20 protein-coding genes and 1 pseudogene are annotated in these 24,885 nt (G+C 43.2%); 19 read left to right on the top strand and 2 right to left on the bottom strand.

Going from position 1 to position 24,885, the window contains the following annotated elements:
- Nucleotides 1-61 precede the first annotated feature (61 nt).
- The 16 genes and pseudogenes from BLR82_RS21390 to BLR82_RS16360 form a co-directional block, all read left to right on the top strand.
- Nucleotides 62-172, top strand: a pseudogene (locus tag BLR82_RS21390) (oxidoreductase); the annotation flags it as partial.
- Between the two features lie 252 nt (nucleotides 173-424).
- A complete protein-coding gene (locus BLR82_RS16425) occupies nucleotides 425-709 on the top strand; it encodes an ArsR/SmtB family transcription factor (RefSeq protein ID WP_425440909.1) in 285 nt (94 codons plus the stop codon).
- An 81-nt stretch (nucleotides 710-790) separates the two neighbouring features.
- On the top strand, nucleotides 791-1,675 hold the full coding sequence (locus BLR82_RS16420; protein ID WP_074600551.1) for a permease: 885 nt from the start codon (nucleotides 791-793) through the stop codon (nucleotides 1,673-1,675).
- A gap of 14 nt (nucleotides 1,676-1,689) precedes the next feature.
- Nucleotides 1,690-1,839, top strand: coding sequence for a hypothetical protein (locus BLR82_RS21170; protein ID WP_175486841.1), 150 nt, complete (start codon nucleotides 1,690-1,692; stop codon nucleotides 1,837-1,839).
- A 138-nt stretch (nucleotides 1,840-1,977) separates the two neighbouring features.
- On the top strand, nucleotides 1,978-2,187 hold the full coding sequence (locus BLR82_RS16415; protein ID WP_074600550.1) for a hypothetical protein: 210 nt from the start codon (nucleotides 1,978-1,980) through the stop codon (nucleotides 2,185-2,187).
- A 156-nt stretch (nucleotides 2,188-2,343) separates the two neighbouring features.
- A complete protein-coding gene (locus tag BLR82_RS16410; RefSeq protein ID WP_074600549.1) occupies nucleotides 2,344-3,993 on the top strand; it encodes a catalase in 1,650 nt (549 codons plus the stop codon).
- A 241-nt stretch (nucleotides 3,994-4,234) separates the two neighbouring features.
- Nucleotides 4,235-4,579, top strand: a complete 345-nt coding sequence (locus BLR82_RS16405; protein WP_281242224.1) for an ArsR/SmtB family transcription factor — start codon at nucleotides 4,235-4,237, stop codon at nucleotides 4,577-4,579.
- Between the two features lie 16 nt (nucleotides 4,580-4,595).
- Nucleotides 4,596-5,894: an arsenic transporter gene (locus BLR82_RS16400; protein ID WP_074600547.1), complete on the top strand. Its 1,299-nt coding sequence runs from the start codon at nucleotides 4,596-4,598 to the stop codon at nucleotides 5,892-5,894.
- A gap of 88 nt (nucleotides 5,895-5,982) precedes the next feature.
- Complete coding sequence (arsD, locus tag BLR82_RS16395; RefSeq protein WP_074600546.1) at nucleotides 5,983-6,339, top strand: arsenite efflux transporter metallochaperone ArsD; 357 nt, start codon at nucleotides 5,983-5,985, stop codon at nucleotides 6,337-6,339.
- Nucleotides 6,340-6,355: 16 nt separating this feature from the next.
- Complete coding sequence (gene arsA / locus BLR82_RS16390; RefSeq protein WP_074600545.1) at nucleotides 6,356-8,122, top strand: arsenical pump-driving ATPase; 1,767 nt, start codon at nucleotides 6,356-6,358, stop codon at nucleotides 8,120-8,122.
- Between the two features lie 18 nt (nucleotides 8,123-8,140).
- Nucleotides 8,141-8,422, top strand: a complete 282-nt coding sequence (locus BLR82_RS16385; protein WP_074600544.1) for a HesB/IscA family protein — start codon at nucleotides 8,141-8,143, stop codon at nucleotides 8,420-8,422.
- A gap of 30 nt (nucleotides 8,423-8,452) precedes the next feature.
- Nucleotides 8,453-10,096 (top strand): FAD-dependent oxidoreductase, encoded by a 1,644-nt coding sequence (locus BLR82_RS16380; RefSeq protein WP_074600543.1) that lies wholly within the window; start codon nucleotides 8,453-8,455, stop codon nucleotides 10,094-10,096.
- Between the two features lie 404 nt (nucleotides 10,097-10,500).
- Entirely contained in the window at nucleotides 10,501-10,752 is a 252-nt protein-coding gene (locus tag BLR82_RS16375) for a metal-sensing transcriptional repressor (protein WP_074600585.1), read from the top strand.
- A 12-nt stretch (nucleotides 10,753-10,764) separates the two neighbouring features.
- Nucleotides 10,765-13,149, top strand: a complete 2,385-nt coding sequence (locus tag BLR82_RS16370; protein ID WP_074600542.1) for a heavy metal translocating P-type ATPase — start codon at nucleotides 10,765-10,767, stop codon at nucleotides 13,147-13,149.
- 32 nt (nucleotides 13,150-13,181) lie between these two features.
- Nucleotides 13,182-13,388, top strand: coding sequence for a copper chaperone CopZ (gene copZ, locus BLR82_RS16365; protein ID WP_074600541.1), 207 nt, complete (start codon nucleotides 13,182-13,184; stop codon nucleotides 13,386-13,388).
- Nucleotides 13,389-14,026: 638 nt separating this feature from the next.
- Nucleotides 14,027-16,144 carry a heavy metal translocating P-type ATPase gene (locus BLR82_RS16360; RefSeq protein WP_074600540.1) on the top strand — a complete coding sequence of 706 codons (2,118 nt, stop codon included), beginning with the start codon at nucleotides 14,027-14,029 and terminating at the stop codon, nucleotides 16,142-16,144.
- Nucleotides 16,145-16,514: 370 nt separating this feature from the next.
- Here BLR82_RS16360 and BLR82_RS16355 read toward each other — a convergent pair whose 3' ends face one another.
- Complete coding sequence (locus tag BLR82_RS16355) at nucleotides 16,515-17,078, bottom strand: TetR-like C-terminal domain-containing protein (protein ID WP_074600539.1); 564 nt, start codon at nucleotides 17,076-17,078, stop codon at nucleotides 16,515-16,517.
- Nucleotides 17,079-17,320: 242 nt separating this feature from the next.
- On the opposite strand from BLR82_RS16355, the gene BLR82_RS16345 reads away from it, so the two are divergent.
- Together BLR82_RS16345 and BLR82_RS16340 are read left to right on the top strand one after the other, a co-directional pair.
- On the top strand, nucleotides 17,321-19,321 hold the full coding sequence (locus tag BLR82_RS16345; protein WP_074600537.1) for an efflux RND transporter permease subunit: 2,001 nt from the start codon (nucleotides 17,321-17,323) through the stop codon (nucleotides 19,319-19,321).
- Nucleotides 19,322-19,323: 2 nt separating this feature from the next.
- Nucleotides 19,324-21,144: a hypothetical protein gene (locus BLR82_RS16340; RefSeq protein ID WP_074600536.1), complete on the top strand. Its 1,821-nt coding sequence runs from the start codon at nucleotides 19,324-19,326 to the stop codon at nucleotides 21,142-21,144.
- A gap of 183 nt (nucleotides 21,145-21,327) precedes the next feature.
- Here BLR82_RS16340 and BLR82_RS16335 read toward each other — a convergent pair whose 3' ends face one another.
- On the bottom strand, nucleotides 21,328-22,464 hold the full coding sequence (locus BLR82_RS16335) for a response regulator (RefSeq protein WP_074600535.1): 1,137 nt from the start codon (nucleotides 22,462-22,464) through the stop codon (nucleotides 21,328-21,330).
- 362 nt (nucleotides 22,465-22,826) lie between these two features.
- Here BLR82_RS16335 and BLR82_RS16330 point away from each other — a divergent pair.
- Nucleotides 22,827-24,885, top strand: a 2,059-nt coding sequence (locus BLR82_RS16330) for a DUF7507 domain-containing protein (RefSeq protein ID WP_175486840.1), incomplete at its 3' end; no start/stop codon positions are given.

Here is a 24,885-nt window from a genome sequence, read left to right as displayed (position 1 = left end):
TTCGTTAAGCCCCCTCTTCCCTCAGGGAGGAAGGGGAACCTTTAGCTCTGAGAGTCCATTTAAAAGCGACCGGAAAAAACTCGAAACAACCGATATTGCGAAGGCGGTCGTTTATGCTGTGACCCAGCCGGATTACATAAATGTAAATGAAATTACGGTCCGGCCGGTTTAATTGCTTTTATAAATCAATATGATTTGGAGTCACGGATGACAAGGTTGAAAACTTATATTTTTGATCGGACAATGCTTATTCGCAAAATCGTGTGTAAGAGATAACTATAACAAATCCATCAAATAAATTTGATTTAAAAGGTTGCAATTTGAAATAATGAATAATACAATAACATTAAATCAAATAAAATTGATGTAAGGAAGTGAATCTTAGATGGGTTTACAATATACAAGTGATATTAATCAACAAGAAATGTTTAAAACATACGAAGCGAAATTTAAAGCCTTGTCTGATCAACTCCGCCTGAAAATCATGTATGAGTTAAACCAAAAAGGACAGATATGTGTCTGTGACTTAACCGAAATTATAGGTTTATCGCAATCAAAATTATCTTATCATCTAAAGATTTTGCTTGATGTCAATCTAATTGAAAGAGAAAAGATCGGCACTTGGAATTATTATCGTTTGAATGAAGAGGAAGTAAGAGGACTGCTGTCAGAAGAGTTATGCTGTATTTTTTATCCTGAGAAAAAATAAAAAATTTTAAGTTATACATCAAAAAAATTTGATTAATAGATCAACTTTTTTTGATGTGAAACGAAGGGATGGAGGGAAAAGATGGATGTTTTTTTGCAGTTTTTAAAAACATTTTTGACGCTTTTTTTAGAGTTGACATTGCTATTTATATTTATCAGCTTTTTGGTGAGCTGGTTACAGCGAAAGGTTACTGAAGAGAGGATTAAAAGAGTTTTCGATCGTCCGAATAAATGGAGTGGTTATCTTTATGGAACAGGTCTAGGTGCTTTGACCCCGTTTTGTTCATGTTCCACCATACCAATCTTAGCGGGCTTATTATCTTCCAAGGCACCTTTTGGTCCATCAATGTCATTCTTGATTGCTTCCCCTCTCTTGAATCCAGTCATTGTTCTGTTACTTTGGACATTACTTGGGTGGAAATTGACCCTTTATTATGTCGTAATTGTTGGGGTATTTTCCATTCTTATCGGAGTTGTTTGGAATGCCTTAGGTCTTAACCATTCCGTTAAAGAAGTAAAAGTCAGAAAAAGTGAGAACGAAGGCGATGGTATTGCTACATCGAAGTGGATATTAGCTCTTCAAGATGCATGGTCATTCTTTTATCCATTGCTACCTTTCTTGCTGATTGGTGTTTTTATTGGAGCATTTATTCATGATTTCATCCCTCAGGATTTTATTGTCAAATATGCAGGGGGGGATAAACCATGGACCATTCCAATAGCTTCCGTTATCGGTATTCCAATGTACATTCGTGCAGAAGCAATCTTGCCTATTGCAGATGCTTTGGTAGGTAAGGGCATGGGAATTGGAGCGATTATCGCCCTATTAATCGGTGGAGCCGGAGCAAGTATCCCTGAGGTGATTTTATTAAGCAAGCTGTTTAAAAAGAAATTAGTTGTTGCCTTTGTGGTATCAATATTATTTGTTGCCATTAGTACAGGATTTATCGTTCAAGTAATCCTATGAAGGGGGTGATAATCATGGCAGAAAAAAAGCCCGGTCTTAAAAAGTTGTTCTCTAGATCTAGTAAAGATTGCTGCAGTATTGAAATTGAAGAAGTAAAAGCAGATGAAAGTAACTGTTGTAAAACCGGAGAACAGAAAAGTGATAAACAAGAGAAAGAAGCTTGATAAATTAACCAGCCCAGCATTTTTCCTGCCGACAAAACAAAGGACTTTTTCAGAGAGTCCTTTGTTTGTTTTCGACTAATCCACCTTCCTTACGGTAAGGTTAAAAATAAACGGTAAGACCGGGAAAAGAGGTAAACAATGGTCGTCAATCATGGAGGATCTTTAACGCAAAATTACTTTAAATCTTATATAAAATTGATTTTGAATGCAAACGAATGTTCATTAAAAGAAGCTAAAGAGATAGTTTTTAACCATTTTTTTGAAAGGAAAGAAAGCCGTTTTGGGGAAGAAACATATAAGAATTTTTTATTTGCTTATAAAGAATTGGAAAAAGATATACACGATTAATTCTGCTTACCATCGTCTTAGTTAAACAGTTCAGAGACTCTGTAGAGGCGTCCGGGATAGGTGTATGGAAATAATGAATTATCCTTTCTTTCCTATTGAATAAACTCCTCCATTAAGAGGCAAGGTAAGCGTGACTATACCTGAGGAGGTTTCAGTATGGAAGAAAACAAAGATAAGAATTCAGCAAAGGGGAAAGACGTGGAACGCGACACGTTGACCACGCGCCAGGGGCGTCCTGTGGTTGATAACCAAAACATCCGTACGATTGGCAATCGCGGTCCGGCCACACTTGAAAATTATCATTTCATCGAAAAGATTTCCCATTTTGACCGGGAGGAAGTACCGGAGAGGGTCGTGCATGCACGAGGATCTGGAGCATTCGGGTATTTCGAAACCTATGGAAAAGTCGGAGACGAACCGGTTGAGAAATACACGCGTGCGAAAGTATTTTCTGGGGCGGGCAAGCAAACCCCTTTAATGGTTCGTTTCTCCACAGTTGCAGGAGCGAAAGATGCTCCGGAAACCGATCGCGATCCCCGAGGATTTGCCGTAAAGATGTACACGGAAGATGGCAACTGGGATTTGGTAGGAAATAATTTAAAAATCTTCTTCATCCGCGATGCCATGAAGTTTCCGGATATGATTCATGCATTTAAAGCAGATCCGGCCTCCAATATAAAAAGTCCTGAGCGAATGTTTGATTTCGTTTCCCGTACGCCGGAAGCTACCCATATGATTACCTTCCTGTTCTCACCGTGGGGTATTCCAGCTACATACCGCCATATGCAGGGATCCGGGGTGAACACGTACAAATGGGTGAACGACAAAGGGGAAGCAGTGTTGGTAAAATACCACTGGGAACCGAAACAAGGGATACGAAATCTGACACAAGAAGAAGCGAACGAGATTCAATCGAAGAACGTTGGACATGCGACCCAGGACTTATATGAAGCAATTGAGCGGGGAGAATACCCGGAGTGGGAATTGTTTGTTCAAATCATGGAAGACGGGTACCATCCGGAGCTCGACTTCGATCCGCTTGACGATACAAAGCTTTGGCCGGAAGACAAGTTTCCATGGCTGCCGGTAGGGCGTATGGTACTGGACCGTAACCCTGAGGATTTCCATGCAGAAATCGAACAAGCGTCATTCGGTACAGGTGTCCTGGTAGATGGAATGGATTTTTCGGATGATAAAATGCTACAAGGTCGTACTTTCTCCTACTCTGATACCCAGCGCTATCGTGTTGGCGCAAACTACTTGAAGCTTCCTGTCAATGCGCCTAAGACAGGCATTCGGACGAACCAGCAGCGCGGCCAAATGGATACCCGGGATCCGCGGGAATCAGGAGACAACCCGCATATTAACTATGAGCCTTCCATGGTCGGCGGTTTCCAGGAAGCGGATGGATCAAAAACACCGCCCCACGAGCCGGAATATAATGCGACGGCCATGAGTGCACCGATCGACCGCACCAATAATTACGGCCAGGCCGGCCACACCTACCGCAGCTTTGATGATTGGGAACGTGAGGAGTTAATAAAAAACCTATCAGATGCTCTCGCGATTTGCGATAAACGAATCCAAGATGCGATGATCGAGCACTTCACCCAGGCCGATGAAGACTATGGGCGCCGGGTTAAAGAAGGCATTCAAGCGAAAATGGCAGAAATGAAGAAAATGCAGGGTGACAGTAAAGTTCCCGGCCGTGAAGCAGGGGAATCCAAATATGGCCGAGGTTCTACAGCGCAGCATGAAGCAACAGAAGATGCAGTGAAGAAAAGCCACGAAGCAGATCCTTATTAACTTCTGGCAGAAAAACTTAAAAGGCTGTACAGACCAGCGTAAACTGGACTGGCAGTCTTTTTAATGTCATAAACAAAGCTTGGAGACAATTAAGTATTAAAGATGGCATTTTATCCGATTGAATCCTACCTATGTAAAGATAGTGGATAGCCCCTTGTCCACTACGCAATAAGCAAAATGATTTGAATATATAAGCAAATTATTATATATTGATAAGGGAATGAACAGGGAGGGATCTTATGTGACAAAAACAACAATTGAGATGGAAAAAGCGGCTTTGATTTTAAAACTGTTAGGGGACAAAACACGCTTAACCATGGTGAAGCTTTTGGAAAACAATGATTGTTGTGTATGCGAGTTTGTAGAAATCTTTCAAGCCAGCCAGCCGTCTATCAGTCAACATCTTCGTAAATTAAGGGACGTCGGGCTTGTCAAAGAGGATAGAAGGGGCCAGTGGATTTTTTATTCGATTAATAAGAACCACGAGTACTTTCCTTTTGTCGAACAAATCCTTGGTCAGCTACCTGATCAGGAAGATAAATTAAAAGAATTAGAAAAGAACGGAACACGGATTACTTGTTGTTAAATTGGAGGGGAAACGAGTGACAGCTTCGCTTATACTAGCTGTGTTTATTTTTTTGGCAACATTAGTGCTGGTGATTTGGCAGCCCAGAGGATTATCAATCGGATGGTCGGCGATCGGTGGGGCCATCCTGGCTTTAATTGTCGGTGTCGTTGACTTTAGCGACGTTGTAGAAGTAACCGGAATTGTCTGGAACGCAACGCTGGCATTTGTTGCGATTATTCTTATTTCGTTAATCTTAGATGAAATAGGCTTTTTCGAATGGGCTGCGTTACATATGGCCCGTGCCGCTAAAGGGAATGGCACGAAGATGTTCATCTATGTCAGCTTGTTGGGTGCCATTGTTGCGGCTTTCTTCGCCAATGACGGAGCGGCGTTAATATTGACGCCTATCGTATTGGCAATGGTCCGAAATTTAAATTTCCAGGAAAAAATGATTTTTCCATTCATCATGGCCAGTGGCTTTATTGCCGATACCACTTCACTGCCATTGATTGTCAGTAACTTGGTGAATATCGTCTCGGCAGATTTTTTCCATATCGGATTTGTGGAATATGCGTCACGGATGATTATCCCGAACTTTTTCTCTTTAGGTGCCACGATAATGGTATTATTGATCTATTTTAGAAAGGGCATTCCGAGAAATTATGATTTAACCGAATTAAAGAAACCGATCGATGCGATTAAGGATATCAAGATGTTCCGTCTTTCCTGGTATGTACTCGGGATACTCCTTATCGGTTATTTCGCAAGTGAATTTATTGCACTGCCGGTCTCGATTGTCGCAGGCGTAATCGCGATTTTCTTTATTTTCATGGCCAGGGGAAGCAAGGCAGTGGATACAAAAGGTGTAATAAAAGGAGCACCGTGGGAAATTGTGTTCTTCTCGATTGGTATGTATGTGGTGGTCTTTGGTCTGCGAAACGCCGGGCTTACTGATGTATTGGCCGGCCTGATCCAGGCGAGTGCAGAACAAGGTCTATTTGCCGGTACGGTAGCGATGGGCTTTATTGCGGCAATATTGTCGTCGCTCATGAACAACATGCCGACGGTGATGATCGATGCGATTGCGATTGCAGAGACTGATACTTCCGGAGTGCTAAGGGAAGCGCTGATTTATGCCAATGTCATCGGTTCCGACCTGGGGCCGAAAATCACTCCGATTGGTTCTCTGGCAACCTTGTTATGGCTTCATGTGTTGTCGCAAAAAGGCGTCAAAATTTCGTGGGGGACTTACTTTAAAACAGGGATTGTTTTAACGATTCCCATCCTGTTCATTACCCTTGTCGGCCTGTACCTGACGCTACTCATTCTTTAGTTGGAGATCGGATGGCTGCATGCGTGCGGCATCAGGAGTGTGTCCTTTTAAACGATCGCTAAAATTCATTCATGTTGGAGGGATAGAAATGAGCAAAGTAGAAATTTTTGATCCGGCGATGTGCTGTTCGACGGGTGTGTGCGGTCCGAGTGTGGACCCGGATTTAACAAGAGTCGCTTCCGCCGTTTATTCATTAGAACAAAAAGGAGTCGACATTAAACGATTTAATTTAGCCAATGAACCGGCTGCTTTCACCGATAATGAAACGGTAAATAACGTATTGCAAGAAAAAGGAGCAGATGCGCTTCCTGTCATCCTGTTAGATGGGGAAGTCGTCAAAATCGGAGAGTATCCAGCGAATGAAGAGTTCGCTACATGGCTGGAAGTGAAGGCAGAGGAACTAACACTAAAGCCTCGTGTCCGTGTATCTGTGAATTTTGATTAACAAAGGAGAAGAACAGATGTATCCACTATATCGTCCCAATGAACAGATTGAAACACCTTACTTGTTCTTCACTGGAAAAGGAGGGGTCGGGAAAACCTCTTTGGCTTGTGCCACAGCAGTGGCGCTTGCCGACCAAGGCGAAAAAGTCCTGTTAGTCAGTACGGATCCGGCCTCCAATCTGCAAGATGTATTCGGTATCGAAGTACAGCGGGAGGCTGTTGAAATTTATGGCGTTAAAAATTTATATGTAAGTAACATCGATCCGGAAGAGGCGGCAAGGGTGTACCGGGAACAGACAGTAGGTCCCTATCGGGATAAACTTCCTGCATCCGTCGTCCAACAAATGGAGGAACAGTTATCTGGAGCATGCACGGTAGAGATTGCGGCTTTTAACGAATTTTCCCATTTACTTGCGGATGAAGGGATTTTTGCTCAATATGACCGTGTGTTATTTGATACAGCGCCAACCGGTCATACTCTCCGTTTGTTATCACTTCCTGCTGCCTGGACGGGTTATTTGGAAGAAAGCACCCATGGTGCTTCATGCTTGGGTCCCTTATCAGGACTTGGTGACAAGAAGGAGATGTACCAAAAGGCTGTAAATGCTCTGTCCGACGCTGAAAAAACCACACTGATTTTAGTTGCCAGGCCGGAGGAATCTACGTTTAAAGAAGCGAATCGTGCCTCGAAAGAACTGGGGAGTATAGGTATCGAAAATCAATTGGTGGTTATCAACGGTCTCCTTCACCATCATGATCCGGAAGACGAGATATCAACGGCTTTTTATGAAGGACAGCAATATGCACTTCGCCAATTACCGGAAGGCTTGAAACAATTCAAACTGCTTTACATGCCCTATGTTTCTTATTCGTTAACGGGAATTGACAGCTTGCGCCAAATCGTAAGCAATCAACCGTTTGAACATGAAAGCGTGAAGGATGATGAAATGGAGATCCAGGCATTGCCCGGTTTGAAAGAGGTGGTGAACGATTTTTCCGTAAGAAATACCCGCGTCATTTTCACGATGGGCAAAGGAGGAGTCGGGAAGACATCGACGGCAGCCGCAATTGCGGTGGGACTCACCGAAAAAGGACACAAGGTTCACTTGACAACGACCGACCCGGCAGCACATTTGGATGATATGTTTCGGCACAATGCCATCCATGACAACCTGACAATCAGCAGCATCGACCCGGCTGTGGAAGTAGCAAATTATAAGCAGCAAGTAATCACAGCAGCGGGGGATATAACAGAAGAAGAGCTTGCCTACTTGCAGGAGGACCTGGAATCACCTTGTACGGAGGAAATCGCTGTATTCCGTGCATTTGCCGATGTGATAGACAAATCCGAACAGGAGATGGTCGTCGTTGACACCGCACCGACCGGGCATACGTTGCTCTTGCTGGATTCTTCAGAAGCCTATCATAAGGAAATGAGTCGGTCGACAGGGGAAGTTCCGGAAAGTGTTCGGAAACTTTTGCCGCGTTTACGCAACCCGGATGAAACGAGTGTTGTGATTGTGACGTTGCCAGAAGCCACCCCTGTTTTTGAAGCAGACCGCCTGCAGGATGACTTGAAACGAGCGGAAATCCGGCCAAAGTGGTGGGTAATCAACAAAAGTTTATATGCTGTACAAACAACCGATCAGCTATTGAAGCAGCGTGCTGCAAGCGAAAAACAATGGATCAGGCAAGTCAGTGAAGAGTTAGCGGCTAATAGTGCGCTAGTTCCTTGGAGGAAAGAACAAAAAATAGGATATGAACAATGGAAAGAATTAGTTTGAAAAACGGGAGGGTTCGAAATGAATATTACGGAAAAGGCAAATAAGAAAATAAACGAGTTATTGGAACAAAAAAACGCAGAAGGGATTCGTTTTTATTCGATGGGAGCAGGCTGCTGCGGCCCACAACTCGGAATTTCCCTGGATGCACCGGGAGAGAATGATATTATCGAAGAAATTGACGGAATCCAAGTAGCAATTGATAAAGAGGTAAAAGATACGGTGGCAGAATTAACGCTTGATAATGAAGAAACGCTGGAAGGTTCGCACTTCACTTTACTCGGCATGGATCAATGTTGCTAAAAAAACAAAAACGCTAGGGGGCCTAGTCTTATGAAACTAATTATTATTGGATCGGTGGCTGCGGGTACATCTGTAGCAGCAAAAGCGCGCCGGAATGATGAAAACGCGGAAATCACCTTGTATAATGCCGATTATGATATCTCCTATTCTATCTGTGGAATTCCTTACTTTTTGGGTGGAGAGGTTGATGAACTAGAAACTTTGACACCAAGAAATGCAGCATGGTTTAAAAAAAGGTATAACGTGGATATTCATACCCGTCATGAGGTGACGGCCATTGAACCAAACCAGAAAACAGTCACTGTCAAGAACTTGGAGACCGGTGAGGAAATACAAGATAATTATGATACATTAGTGTTTGCAACTGGTGCGTCACCAATCACTCCTCAGATTGATGGTGTTGAGCTCGGCCATGTATTTCATGTTCGTACTATTCAAAACACAGCTGCCATTCAATCGTTTATGACTGTGAATCAACCGAAAAAGGTTACCATCATAGGGGCAGGATTCATCGGGCTCGAAATGGCGGAACAGTTAACCCATAAAGGGATGGAAGTGACGATCGTGCAGCGGGGCGGCCAAATTATGTCCCATTTAGACAGGGATATGGCCGTTCGGGTTGAAGAACATATGCGAAACTACGGGGTCAACTTGTTAGTAAACGAAGAGGCTGCGAAAATTTCCCCACATAGAGTAGAGATGGCAAGCGGAAAAGCCGTTGATGCTGATATGGTGATATTAGCGACTGGAGTAAGACCCAATTCAAGTCTCGCTAAATCTATCGGGGTAGAGCTTGGTGCATCTGGTGCTATCAAAGTGAATACGAAAATGCAAACGAATGTACCGGATGTTTATGCCGTCGGGGATGTTGCTGAAAGCTTTTCCGTCGTCACTGGTAATGCACTTTACCGTCCATTGGGTTCTACCGCTAATAAAATGGGACGAATTGCCGGCGATGTGATTACAGGTGGCGATTTAGAACACCGCGGGATTTTGGGAACTGGTATTCTAAGGGTCTTTGATTTGGCGGTGGGTTATACAGGTTTGAGCGAAAGAGACGCCCTGGCTGAAGGGTTCGATATCGAGGTGCTTCATAACATTAAACCGGCAAGGGCGGAATATTTAGGTGGCAAAGAATTAGTGATCAAAGCAATTGCCGACAGAAAAACAAGCCGGATATTAGGAGTGCAAATTGTAGGGGAAGAGGGTGTGGACAAGCGAATTGACGTGTTTGTCACCGCTATTTCCTTTAAAGCTAAAGCGGAAGACCTTTTCCATTTGGATTTAGCATATGCCCCGCCGTTCAGTACAACGAAAGATCCGGTATTGTATACGGGTATGGCTTTGACAAATGCGATCGAGAAGAAAAATAAACTGATGACACCTCAGGAATTGTCAGACCGAACCGAAAGCGGAGAGCGTCTCCAAATCATTGATACGAGAGCGGCAAAGCAGTTTGAAGTATCGAACGTGGAGGGAGCCGTCAATATTCCATTGGCGAATTTACGTGAAGAAGCTGAAGGTTTGGATCCCGATGTTCCTACTGTGACGTATTGTAATAAGGGCGTAACAGGAAATGCGGCACAGAATGTGTTGAGGAATAAAGGCTTTAAAGAAGTCTATAATCTTTCCGGTGGCAATAAAAACTATCAGCGTTTTAATAAGGACAAGTAAGAGGAAAAAAGGCTGTTAACCCAACAGTCTTTTTTTGTCGGTTAAGTATAAGCTCAAGAGAGATGTTGAATACTTACCCTTTGAGGCCTTAAAGAACGTCCGGGTGGAAAAGAACGGACAATCCTTGATGGTTCCAACCTATGCTTGTCTGAGGCCCGCACAATGTGGATCCAGCAGGCCTTCCACAGGAGGTGGCGGATTTGCCTGTACTCCTATAAACAGGAGCCCTGCACTTTTCTTACCATAAAAGAAATACGTGGTATGTGGAAAGGCTGCAAACGTTTTTTATTTGACATAAAATACGGTACGGGGGTATAGTATAAACATAAAAGTAAAAGGAAGTGATTGTTGTGGAAGAGAAATTCTTGCATGATCACCCAAGTACTCCAAGAACGAAAGAGGAAATGGATAAAATCGTCAACCGTTTAAAGCGAATAGAAGGCCAGGTGCGTGGCGTCCAGAAAATGGTGGAAGAGGATCGTTATTGCATGGATATTTTAGTTCAAATCAGTGCGATTCAATCTGCATTGAAGAATGTCGGTTTTTCGGTAACGGAACGGCATATCAACCATTGTGTCAGCGACGCCATTAAGAAAGGGGAAGGACAGGAGTCGATTGAAGAATTAATGAGTGTGCTGAAGCAATTTTCCAAGTGAGGAGGGTAGACGATGAGTGAAGAAAAGCATGTCACAATTGGTGTCAAAGGGATGACGTGTGCAGCCTGTTCGAACCGGATTGAGAAAGTGTTAAACAAAATGGATGGGGTCGAGGCACAGGTCAATTTGACGACAGAAAAGGCGACGCTGGATTACGATCCCGCGAAAACAACAATGGAAGACATCACACAAAAAATAGAAAATATCGGATACGGGGTCCGGACGGAAAAAGCGGATTTGGATGTCTTCGGAATGACGTGTGCCGCTTGTTCCAACCGAATTGAAAAGGTGCTGAATAAGCAAGAAGGGGTTTCACAGGCCGCTGTCAATTTGACAACAGAAAGTGCAACGATCGAATACAACCCTGCACTAACAGCCCCGCAAGCATTGATCGAAAAAATACGCAAAATCGGGTATGATGCCAAACCGAAGGCAGAATCTGAAGAAAAACAAACGCATAAAGAAAAGGAATTGCAACAGAAAAAGACCAAGTTAATCATATCTGGAGTCCTCTCGGCTCCGTTATTAGTAACGATGCTCGTCCATTTATTGAACATGAATATACCGGCTATCCTGATGAATCCTTGGTTTCAATTCGCATTGGCTACCCCTGTACAGTTTATCATTGGCTGGCAGTTTTATGTTGGTGCCTATAAAAACCTGAAAAACGGCGGAGCGAACATGGATGTGTTAGTTGCATTGGGAACGAGTGCTGCTTATTTTTACAGTTTATTCGAAGCAGTCAGGACGATCGGCAATCCGGGATATATGCCGCATTTATATTTTGAAACGAGTGCCATTTTAATCACCCTGATTTTATTTGGCAAGTACTTGGAAACAAGAGCAAAGAGCCAGACAACGAACGCTATCTCTGAATTGCTCAACCTACAAGCAAAAGAAGCGCGCGTCATACGGAACGGCAACGAAACGATGATACCGGTGGAAGAAGTGGTCGTGGGCGACCGTCTGGTAGTAAAACCAGGGGAAAAAATACCGGTAGACGGTATGGTCGTGAAAGGGAGAACCTCTATCGATGAGTCGATGCTTACAGGCGAATCGATTCCGATTGAGAAGGATTCAGGAGCAAAAGTGATTGGCTCCACCATCAATAAAAATGGCTCCATCGAGATGGAAGCAACAAAAGTCGGGAAAGATACGGCACTTGCATCGATTATAAAAGTAGTGGAAGAAGCGCAAGGATCGAAGGCGCCAATTCAACGGCTAGCTGATGTGATTTCCGGCTATTTTGTGCCGATTGTAGTCGGGATTGCGCTGGTAACCTTTGTAATCTGGATTGCGTTTGTGACGCCAGGTCAATTGGAACCGGCCTTGGTGGCAGCAATTGCTGTCTTGGTCATCGCTTGTCCGTGTGCCCTTGGTTTGGCGACACCGACTTCGATTATGGTTGGGACAGGAAAGGCGGCTGAAAGCGGAATATTGTTCAAGGGCGGCGAACACCTTGAAGGCACCCACCAGTTAGAAGCAATTGTCCTGGACAAAACCGGAACAATCACCAAAGGGAAACCGGAAGTAACCGACTTTTCCGGCGATGAAGAAACATTGCAGCTGCTGGCAAGTGCTGAGAAAGGATCAGAGCACCCACTGGCGGAAGCGATTGTGTCCTATGCAGCAGAAAAGGAAGTGGATTTTGTCGAGGTGGAAGATTTCACAGCCATACCCGGCCATGGTATCGAAGCGACCATTTCCGGGAAACACATTGTTGTGGGGAATCGCAAGCTGATGCAAAATCACGGAATTGGCACGGAAGTCGCTGAAGACACCTTGGTTGATTATGAGAACAGTGGGAAAACAGCCATGCTAATCGCCATCGATGGCCAGTATCGAGGAACCGTCGCGGTCGCTGACACGATGAAAGAAACAGCTCCTGAAGCGATTAAGCAGTTAAAAGCGTTGGGAATTGACGTCATCATGTTGACGGGGGATAACGAAAGGACCGCCCAGGCGATTGCGAAACAGGCGGGAATCGAGCAGGTGATCGCCCAGGTATTGCCGGAAGAGAAAGCAGATAAAGTAAAAGAGATTCAGCTGCAAGGCAAAAAAGTGGCAATGGTCGGCGATGGGGTTAATGACGCCCCCGCGCTCGTCACTGCCGACATCGGCATCGCGATTGGAACCGGTGCGGAGGTGGCGATTGAAGCCGCAGACGTGACCATTCTCGGCGGGGAGCTGTTGCTGTTGCCGAAAGCAATCAACATCAGCCATGCGACGATTCGCAATATCCGGCAAAACCTTTTCTGGGCGTTCGGTTACAATACAGCGGGCATTCCGATCGCCGCAATCGGTCTGCTTGCACCTTGGGTTGCCGGTGCGGCAATGGCGTTGAGCTCGGTTAGCGTTGTTTCGAATTCCCTGCGCTTAAAACGGGCGAAACTATAAAGGACTGAGTCCATTTAAAGGAGGTGAGAATCATGGAAAAAACATTGAACGTTCAAGGCATGTCTTGCGGACATTGCAAAACGGCGGTGGAAGGCGCCTTGAAAAATTTAGATGGTGTTTCAACAGCTGAAGTCAACTTAGAAGCTGGCAAAGTTGATGTAACCTATGACGACGCCAAAGTTTCTTTTGACGATATGAAAGAAGCGGTTGAAGAACAGGGCTATGATGTCGAAGCATAATGAGGCAAATGCTCATTTTTGTTGGAAAACAAACCTATGGAGTGTGTCAGTGCGGTTAGGCACACTCTTTAGGTTATAAATACGAGTAATAAAAAGATGAGTGAAATGATGGATCAGGACAAAGAATTGTCACCTTTCTTAACAAGATACTATGCCGGATTAGGAAGGAATCTTCTGTTCCTGATTGGATATGTACAGACAGAAATGGAAATATAAATATTTTGGTTTACTTAACTTACATAACATGCTCTTTGGGTAATTGTTATTATTTTTTGATATAAAAATACCCTACCCCTGTATGATGTTTAAAATTTAAATTTAAGAAAAAGGGAGGAGGACCTAGTGGAAAACGTTGTGAAGAAAAGTAGAAGTCACCATAATTGGCGGGATTGGAGTTGAGCCAAAACTCAAGATTTGAACTGCTTGAGTATGTGTACATTTTATCGTACTCGGAGCAAGAGCCCTTTCGCTCTTTTATTTTCAAATACAACCACAGTTTAAAGGAACTATTGGACAGGATCCATTTTTCAAGTGGGAGTTAATGCATAACGTTACAACCCGATCCTACTACTCATTCTTTTGTTCCTTTTAATAATAATTAGAGATTGGCAAATTATATCGGAAAAGGAGGATAATGCATGGTGAAAAATAATGAGAATCATGGACAAGGCAAGCACGCACACGAACAGCACACATCCCGTGAACAACACAGCCATCAGGAGCACGGAGGAGATGGTCACAACTGTCATGATCACCACGAAAATCAGGATCATGGGGGGCATGGCGATACTAGTTATGATCATCACGGACATCATGATCATGGAGACATGGTTAATGACTTTAAGAAACGCTTTTACACTTCATTAATTGTTACCATCCCTATTCTCATTTTATCTCCAATGTTACAACACTTTATAGGAGTGGACTGGCGATTTGAGTTTGACCATTATATTTTATTTGCTCTTTCAACGTTTGTATTTTTCTATGGTGGCTGGCCGTTCATAACTGGCGGTATAAACGAATTAAAAGATAAGAATCCAGGAATGATGACCCTTATTGGATTTGCAATCGTAGTGGCGTATGGTTATAGCACCTTGACCGTCTTCGGTTGGGAAGGAAACGACTTCTTTTGGGAACTGGCAACATTGATTGATATTATGTTACTTGGGCATTGGATTGAAATGCGTTCAATAATGGGAGCTTCGAACGCACTGGAGGAACTCGTTAAACTGATGCCAAGTGAAGCACATAAATTAAATGAAAACGATGAAGTGGAAGATGTTTCAGTAGCCGATTTAAGAAATAACAATAGAATTCTTGTAAAGCCTGGTGAAAAGATTCCTGTTGATGGCACCATTTTGGATGGAAAGTCAGCCATTGACGAATCGATGCTGACTGGCGAATCCGTCCCTGTTGAAAAACAAGTTGGCGATGAGGTAATTGGCGGTTCTGTAAACAAAGAAGGTTCGCTTACCGTACAAGTTGAAAAGACAGGGGAAGATTCGTACTTGTCCCAAGTTATTACATTGGTCAAACAAGCCCAAGAATCAAAGTCCCGGACACAGGATGTAACAAATAGAGCAGCAAAGTGGTTGTTTTATCTTGCGTTAGGATCGGGCTTTCTTACATTGATTATCTGGCTGGTTCTGGGATATTCATTTGATATTGCGTTAGAACGAATGGTTACAGTAATGGTAATAACATGTCCACATGCACTTGGATTGGCTGCTCCACTTGTAATCGCAGTGTCTACTTCTATTTCGGCTCAAAGTGGATTGTTGATTAGAAACCGTGTCCATTTTGAAGGGGCAAGAAATCTGAATGCGGTAGTATTTGATAAAACCGGTACCTTAACAAAAGGTGAGTTTGGTGTAACGGACGTTGTATCGATGGAAGGGAAGGAAAAAGCAGAAGTCTTAATGTGGGCAGCAAGTCTGGAACAAAATTCAGAGCATCCGTTGGCAGCTGGCATCGTGAAAGAAGCAAAAGGAGAAAACCTCACACTTAAGAAAATAACAAACTTTGATTCCATAACTGGTAAAGGCATTGAAGGAACGATAGATGGAAAAAAAGTAAACGTAGTTAGCCCGGGGTATGTTCAGAACACTCTTATAAAATATGACCAAGAACAGTTTAATGAAATGTCGGAAAAAGGGAAGACAGTTGTGTTCGTGTTACTAAATGATACGTTAATTGGCATGATTGCTCTTGGGGATATCGTTCGTGAAACTGCACAAGAGGCGATTTCTGCATTAAAGGCAAGTGGAATTCATTCCATTATGCTCACCGGAGATAATAAGAAAGTTGCCCAGTGGGTAGCAAAACAATTGGATATCGATGAAGTCTATGCAGAAGTGCTGCCAAATGAAAAGTCTGATCAGGTTAAGAAAATTAAAGAAAAGGGATGGAAAGTTGCTATGACAGGCGATGGGATCAATGATGCTCCTGCCTTGGCAACTGCAGATTTAGGTATCGCGATTGGTGCGGGGACAGATGTAGCTATGGAAACGGCCGATGTAGTCCTGGTCAAGAGTAATCCAAAAGACGTGGTCACTTTAATTAATTTATCAAAAAAGACCTATCGAAAAATGGTGCAAAATCTATGGTGGGCAACAGGGTACAATATTTTTGCAATCCCACTGGCGGCAGGAGTTCTGGCTCCGATTGGGGTTGTCTTGAGTCCTGCAGTGGGGGCGATTCTGATGAGTATAAGCACCGTAATTGTTGCAATTAATGCAAAAATGTTAAAAGCATAAAGCTTTATAAAATTTAATAATATTTATCGCTGTTTTATTCCTTATTTCTAATAGTTCATTGCCCGTCTTTTCAATGCAAACATCAGAAACGGCTGATAGGATGAATTCTGAGAGGACTGCTACTGAAGAAAAAAGTAGGGGAGCGGGAGTGAAATACTCCCGCTCCTCCACTTTTTGACTAGAGTGGCATTACCGCCTGTTTCTTGGTCTTCAGAAACCAAAAGATGAGAGGAGAACCCCTTTTCTTCAGCAAAGCTTCTTAATTCTTTTCTTGATAATATCCAATGATTGACTGCTTCCATATGGCTCGCGATAATACTGGCGTGAGGGGGAGCATTGTAGACTTCGTAGATAACTTATGTGTTCTGCCTCACCTAAAAAGCCCGCCATTAATAAGCTTATTGATGATTCCGGCCATTTCTTTTGGCGACTTATCCATATCATTGTTCAGCCAGGTTTTTATCACATGAATGCTCCCGCTGATGATGAAGGTGCTCAAATACTCCGAAGCGTCCTCTTCAAAATGATTGCTGGTCGTCCAATGGTTCATAAACACGCCATGCGCGAACACCATCACTTTTTTCTGGAAGGTCGTATCGACTTTTTCGTTGAAAAGTGTCTTGCATACCTCATGTTTGGAGGCGAAGTATTCGATCAGCTTTTCAATCATTTGGAGCGAGTCCTCTTCCTTGTCAAAATTGTATTGGCTTAAGTATCCCTTCATGTCTTCAATAATTTCATCTTCTATTTTATCCATCAGGTCATATTGATCAAAGTAATGAGAATAAAAAGTGGAGCGGTTGATGTCGGCCAATCCGCAAAGCTCTTTCACGGTAATCGCCGAGATCTGCTTTTCCCTTAGCAGCTGCATTAAGCTGTCTTTTAAAACCATCCGTGTGTACTTTTTTCTTCTATCCAATTTGGAAGCAGTCATGAGTAATCCCCTTTCTTTTCCCTTCATTAAATACTCACTATCTATGGTTTTTTTGCTGTTATCCAACACATTCATTCATTGTGTTGCCAAAATAACATATGATAATAAACTGTTTGTTGAATAGCCAACACGGTGTCCATATAATGATAAAGTGTGCGTTGGAAAATGGCAAGAGAGGGTGAAGGAGAATAACTATTGCAGCTAAAATTATAAAACACAAAAAGGGCGTTGCCTTGACGTTCATGGTTCTTACCATCCTCTGTATCCTGGCACAGTTCACCGTATCGGTAAACTACGACATGAAGGATTACTTGCCAGAGGATGCGCCATCGACAACGGCAATGGATATAATGGACGAAGAATTTGATGGGAATGTCCCGACAAACAGAGTGATGATGCGTGACATGACCATACAGGAAGCCCTTGCTTTTAAAGAAAAGCTTGCAGCTATCGATGGAGTAGCAGCGGTTACTTGGCTGGATGATGCCATCGATATCAAACAACCGCTCGAAATGGCAGATCAGGAGACGGTTGATTCTTACTATAAAGATGGGAAGGCGCTTTTCTCCTTCAGCATCGAAGAGGGTAAAGCGGTAGCCACAACCGATGCCATCTATGATTTGATCGGCGAAGACAATGCGATGGCTGGAGAGGATTTGAATACGGCGACCCAGCAAAAGATGGCCGGAAAAGAATCCATGTATGCAGGTGCCTTGCTGGTACCGATTATCATCCTTATTTTGGTGCTGGCCACGCGTTCCTGGGTCGAACCGGTATTGTTCTTGACGGCAATCGGCGTTTCCGTGCTTATCAACATGGGGACGAACATATTTCTTGGAGAAGTATCCTTCGTTACACAGTCCGTCGCACCGATTTTGCAGCTGGCCGTATCGTTGGATTACGCTATTTTCCTGCTTCACAGTTTTTCTGATTACCGGAGGAAAACAGCCGATTCGCAGGAAGCGATGCAGCTTGCGATGAAGAAGTCCTTTTCCGCGATTGCGGCAAGCGCCTCGACGACCTTCTTCGGGTTTATTGCCTTGACGTTCATGGACTTTGAAATCGGGGCGGATTTAGGCATTAATTTGGTAAAAGGAATTGTCTTGAGCTTTATCAGTGTCATGGTATTTTTACCTGCGCTTACACTGTTGTGTTTTAAATGGATCGATAAAACCCAGCATAAACCGTTCCTGCCTCGTATCAGGAACAAAGGAAATTTCGTGTTGAAAATGAGGATTCCGGCTTTGATTCTTGTGTTTCTTTTGATCGTGCCAGCGTTTCTCGCGCAAAGCCAGACCAGTTTTATTTATGGAATCGGTGACCAGCCGGAGAATACCAGAGCCGGAAGTGATGCAGCAGCAATCAAGGACGAATTTGGCGAAAGCACTCCGATGGTCGTGCTTGTCCCGCGGGGAGATACGGCCAAAGAAGAAGCACTGGTGGAAGACCTAGAGAAGGTTGACAAGGTGTCCAGTGTGCTTGCTTATGTGAACACTGTGAGCGCAGCGATTCCTCCCGAGTACGTAGGATCCTCGGTGACAGAACAATTTTATTCGGATAACTACAGTCGAATTATCTTGCAAACCGACACGAAAACCGAGGGGGAAGAGGCGTTCCATTTAATTGAACAGGTACAGCATACGGCAGAAGACCATTATGATCATGACGTGTATATGGCCGGCGAAAGCGTGACCTTATATGACATCAAAAATGTCGTGCAGAAAGACAACAAGCTGGTCAATCTTCTGACGATCGCCACGGTTGCTTTTGTTCTGCTGGTGACCTTTAAGTCGATCTCCATTCCGATTGTTCTGTTGTTTACCATCCAGTCGGCGGTATGGATGAATTTATCTGTTCCGTACTTTACGGACTCTTCGTTGGTCTATGTCGGTTATCTGTTGATCAGTATCATTCAACTGGCTGCAACGGTAGACTATGCAATCCTGCTGATGGATGCCTATAAAGAAGACAGGAAGGAAATGTCCGCCCGCGAGGCAATAAAGAAAACAATGGATGAAAAAATCTTTGCGATTGGCATATCGGCTTCGATTTTATCCAGTGTCGGGTTCATTTTATGGATTACCTCGTCCAACCCGATCGTGTCCTCCATCGGGATGCTGCTTGGCCGTGGGGCATTGTTATCGTTTATCATGGTCGTTTTCTTCCTGCCTGCCATGCTGCTGGTCTTTGATAAATGGATTGCCAAAACAACCTGGAAAGCAAACTTTAAAAAGGAGAAATGACGATGAGAAGAATAAAGAAGCTTCTGCTTGTCTTTTCGATCATCCTGTTGGCGATGCCGTCACTGCTTGTTTCGGCTGCGAGTGAAAGCAAGTCAGAGGAAGATACAACCCAGAAAAAAGGGGAAGTCTCCTCCAAGGATGAAGTTGTCTATGGCAAGCTGAATGCTGCTGGGGAAAGAAAAGAACTTTATGTGGTAAACACGTTGGACGTTGAAAAAGCGGGAGAAGTCGTGGACCATGGAACGTACACCGATCTGAAAAACCTGACAGATTTATCGCCGCTGGAACAGAAGGACGGAGAAGTGACCGTCGATGCACCAGAAGGAAAGTTTTATTACCAGGGAAACATGGAGGGTCAGTCCCTGCCTTGGGATGTCTCCATTACCTATCTGTTGGATGGAGAAGAAATCGCCCCGGAAAATCTGGCAGGAAAAGATGGGCATGTTGAGGTGAAAATAGCGACTTCCGCCAATGAAAAAGTCGATCCTGTATTTTTTGAAAACTATTTACTGCAGATCTCTCTTTCTTTTAACCTGGATAACTATCGGAACATCGAGGCTCCGGACGGAACACTTGCCAATGCCGGGAAAAACAAACAGGTGAGCTTTACCGTGATGCCTGAAAAAGAGGAAGAACTGGTCGTGGAAGCAGACGTTTCAGACTTTGAGCTGGATGGCATCGATATCTCCGCCGTTCCATCCTCTATGCCGATCGAATCTCCGGATATAGACGAGATGACCGGGGAGATGGATACGCTGACGGACGCTATCACGGAAGTGAATGGCGGAGTCGCGGACCTGGAAGACGGGATTGCGCAATTAAACGATGGTGCCGGGGAATTACGTGACGGTTCCAAGGAATACAAAGATGGAATTTCTGCATTGGATGCTTCTTCTGCGGAACTGGTGAACGGTTCCGGCAGCCTGAAGCAGGCACTGGAAGAAATGAGTGCTTCTTTATCGAACAGCTCGGCAGATATGGGCCTTGGCGATTTGAAACAGTTGGAAGATGGACTTTCCCAAATGGCCGATGGAATTAATCAGTCGGCAGATGGGCTGGTTACGTTAAAAGACAATTATGCCAAAGCATACAACACGTTGGATGAAAAAATGGCAGCCATACCGGACTACAAGATTTCAGAAGAGGAGTTCAAGGAGCTTTATGGCAGCGGCGCCGATCCGGAAGTTCTCGATAAATTAAAAGAAACGTACACCGCTGCGCGTACGGCCAAAGGCACTTATTCTGCTGTCAAAGAGGGATTTGAAGCGGTCGGCGGAACGTTGGGTCAAGTTAGTGGTACGCTTTCGGGCATGGCGGATAACCTGGAAGAAATGGCCAACCAGCTTGGCTCTTCCCGGGAAAACATGGACGGTGCCGATTCCTTTGCGCAGTTGCAAGATGGAATCAGTGAAATAGCCTCCCAGTATGCTTCCTTCCATTCCGGATTGGTGGAATATACGGACGGAGTGAACCAGTTATCCAGTTCCTACGGGGAATTGCACAATGGAATTTCCGGCCTTGCTGAAGGACTGGGAGAAACCGAAAACGGGATTGGCTCGCTGCACGATGGAACAGCAGAATTGCAGGATGCTACGAGTGACCTGCCTGACGAGATGAAAAAAGAGGTCAATGAAATGATGGATGAGTATGATAAATCAGATTTTGAACCAGTCTCTTTTGTTTCATCGAAAAATGAAAAGGTCAATTCCGTTCAATTTGTATTGAAAACCGAAAGCATCAAGCAAGAAGAACAAGAAGAGACTGAAGAACCTAAGGAAGAAGCGAAGGGGTTCTGGGCTCGGTTGATGGATTTGTTTAAGTGATAAGGGGGTGCCAGTCCTTTCTTTGCATTAGGGCTGGCACCTCCATTATTGGTATTCTAACTTCTGTTTTTTATTGAAACGGGAACAACTCCCCTGCATATCATTATCCCACTTTTTCCTCGTGAAGAGCTTCTCTTCAATCATGTCTTGGTCTGTATACAGAAAGCTCTGGAGCATCTCAGCTTATCTTATAGACTTTTTATTTTCTTTCCATTGAGTGAACCACGTTTTCACATTTGTGCTAATCTGTAAATCGAACGCTTTCAACGCTTCCTCTAATTCATGATACTGACGGTCAACCAGGAAAGCCATCCCTGAAGAGTCGTATAACTTCATCAGCGAAAAATGAGCATCTTCATCTTCTGGTCTAAGCAGGCATATTTTTTTATACCAGGTTTCTGCTTTTTCTACGTCTTTTTGTTTAACATAATAACTTGCCAATCGAAATGCGATTTTCAACCAGACTTGTTCCAATCGATAACACTCTGCTTCAGCCCACAAATAGTGATACTCCTGCAAGTAACCGCCTTTGTATAGCTTCATGTTTTTTTCAAAGTAATCGATTGTTTCGGTAGTGATTTTTGGTGCCGTTTTCATCTTGTGTTCCCATTCTGCCAGGTCAATGGATACTTTTTGGGTAGACAGGTTATAGCCTTCTCCAACATTCTTAATGATGAAATGGTCGTTGAATTTTTTAAGGGTTTTACGTATGTGATAGATTGCAGTATACAATTGGGAATAAGCTTTTTCCGGACCAAACTCCGTCCAGATTAATTCAACGATTTCCGATTTACGTACCGTTTTATTTTCATGGTGAAGCAGGTACAGGAATAATTCCTGCGATTTTGCTGTTCGCCATGAAATGAACTCAGTCGTACCTCCGTTTAGTTCAAACGTCAACTCCCTGGATACATTTATTCTCAAAACATCATCTTTTACGAAAGAAGGATGTTTTTGATTATTTACCTTTCTTTCCACTCTTTCCAACGTTTTTTTTAAGCGTTCAAATTGAACAGGTTTAAGTACATAGTCCAATGCATTCAACTCAAAAGCTTGTACGGCATAATGGTTGAAAGCTGTTACAAACACAATCGAAATATTGGCGTTAATCTCGAGTAATTTCTCTGCAAGTTCCAAACCATTGATTTCAGGCATTTCGATATCAAGAAATATTACGTCCACTTCCGCTAAAAGATCGGTATGTTTCTCCGCGTCAAAGTAGTTGTATTTTCCAATCACATCCGCATTTTCAATTTTATTGATTTGAAATTCTAAAAAATCTAACGCCAGCGATTCGTCATCGATAAGAATTACCTTCACAGAGATCCCCCTATATTTAACGTATTCCTGAACACAATCTCGTTTACAAAGTGAAATAGAATAACGATTCAATTAAATCATACATGTAACCACGGCTAAATTCCATCACTCATTTTCCATCATTTGTAGATAAATTGTAGAGTTGCGCCTTTTATACTTTTCACTTGGGAATCTACAAAACTTTCAGCAAAAGGAGTGAATGAAAGAAACAAAAAATATTTGCTTTCATGCTATCAACTTTTAGAGAGGTGATACTGTTCATTACTTCATTTAAAGAAAAAGACGAGTAGAAAACATATAGGCAAAGACAGGGAGATAAGTCACACAGTTTTTAGGGGAATTTGAGATAGAGGGAGAAATGTATGAAAAATTATGTAAAAAGAAAACGTAGCGTTCATGTTCACCGTTTTATGATATTACTTTTGCTGCTATCTTTATTTACCAGTGGATTTACTGGCATTGTAGCAGCGGAAGAATTGGAAGAAGTAGTTCATGATGATCAAAGTGGTGCTGTTCAAAATAGAATCGATCCTATTGAATATGAAGACTCCATATTATCCAAAAAAGCTACCTATACGGGAAACCCGGGAGAATATTTTATCGACCTATACGTGGAAGGTAAGTCATCTGGAACAACGGAGACAACAGATTTTGTCCTTGTATATGATAACTCCAACAGCATGGATGAAAATGACAGGGATACGATCTCCCAGGAGGCCACTTCTGATTTTGTTTCTGCGTTATTAAGCCCGGAAAACAATGAAAATGGAAATATTAGAATGGCCTTGGTGACATTTGGTACGGATGTATTTGATGGAAGGGAAAACAGAGCTTACCAAGGCACCCAGACGGATAATTTGTCCCAAAAACAACTTACGACCAATACGGAAGAGATCATTGATAAGTTACCAGGAGATGTTCCCAGTGAAAGGGGACAGGGTAATAATGGCGGCACGTTTACACAGGCAGCTCTGGTAGAGGCCGAGCAAATATTGGCTGGAAGCGATGCGGATAACAAACATATTATTACAATAACGGACGGCGTACCTACATTAAGCTATAATTCCAATGGAGAAGTCGTTGGAAATGGAACAAGTTTTCACTATAGTGATGATGGGGTTGATAGAACCCATGGTGCGGATACGATAGCAGAGGCGGAAGGCATTCGGTCAAACGGTATTACGATGTCTTCGATTGGCATTGAGATTACTGGCAGTGGTCAAGCTAGCTTAGAAGAAGCAGAAGAGGTAATGGAAGGGATAGCTAGTTCACCAGATCAATATTATGGTGTGGACAATGTATCCAATCTATCACAAGTACTAAGCCAGATATCAAGCTCATTTACAAAAAGCATTGTCGATGGCACGGTAACAGACCCGATGGGAGATCTTTTCAATATAAAAAAGAAGGACAACGGATTTCAACGGGCAACTAGTCAGGCGTTGACAGACGGCGATTATTATCTGTCAGCAAGCGAAAATAGCTTATTAGACGGGGGCAATGCTACGTTGAATGAAGATACAATCACACTCGAACATCTGAATTTGGGAGCCGATGAATGGATTAACTTGCGATATAAAGTTCAATTAGACACGGAGAATGAGAACTTTATACCAGAAACTTATTATCCAACCAATGGAACTACCACTTTGCAGACTACAACAGATTCAGAGGCGAATAGAAATTTCCCCATCCCGCAGGCCTATGGAACTTCCGCAGACATTAGTGGAATGAAAACGTGGGAAGACTATAACCAAATCGATTCCAGACCGGAAGAAATTGAAGTAGAGTTATGGAAAACGGTGAATGAAGAGGATGTATTACTAGAGGAAAAGGTTGTAACGGCAGAGGATAACTGGAAATTCACCTTTGAAAATTATCCGAAGTATGATAATAACGGAAATACAATTAATTATTTTGTGAAAGAATCATCACTAGATCATTATGTGCCTTCTTATTCAGATGGATCCTATGATATTACCAATACTTTAATTGATCAACCGGGAATAGAGCTGAATAAATCTAGTGACTTAGAATATTTCACCAAAGCTGGACAAGTTATTACTTATACATTCGAGGTGAAAAACACGGGAAATGTACCATTAAGCAATATAAAAGTTACAGATGATATGCTAGGAAATGAAGTGGTGTTAGGATCGACAAGCTTATTACCTAATGAGGTTACCACTGCAACAGCAACCTATGAAATAACCGAACAAGATTTTGGGCAAGGCGAAATTACAAATGTTGCCGTTGTTGAAGGCGAAACGCCAAAGGGAGATACAATAACCGATGAAGGAACAGACAGCCTTCTCAGGACTGCACTGGTAACGGTAAAATACGTGGATGAAGCAGGGAATGAGCTGGCAGCGTCAGAAGAGCTGACCGGAAATATCGGTGACCGTTATGAGACAAGCCCAG

This window comes from Sediminibacillus halophilus, from assembly GCF_900103695.1.
Lineage (GTDB): Bacteria > Bacillota > Bacilli > Bacillales > Amphibacillaceae > Sediminibacillus > Sediminibacillus halophilus.
The sequence above is the reverse complement of the archived record's forward strand: the minus strand, read 5'-3'. Positions and strand labels throughout refer to the sequence as shown.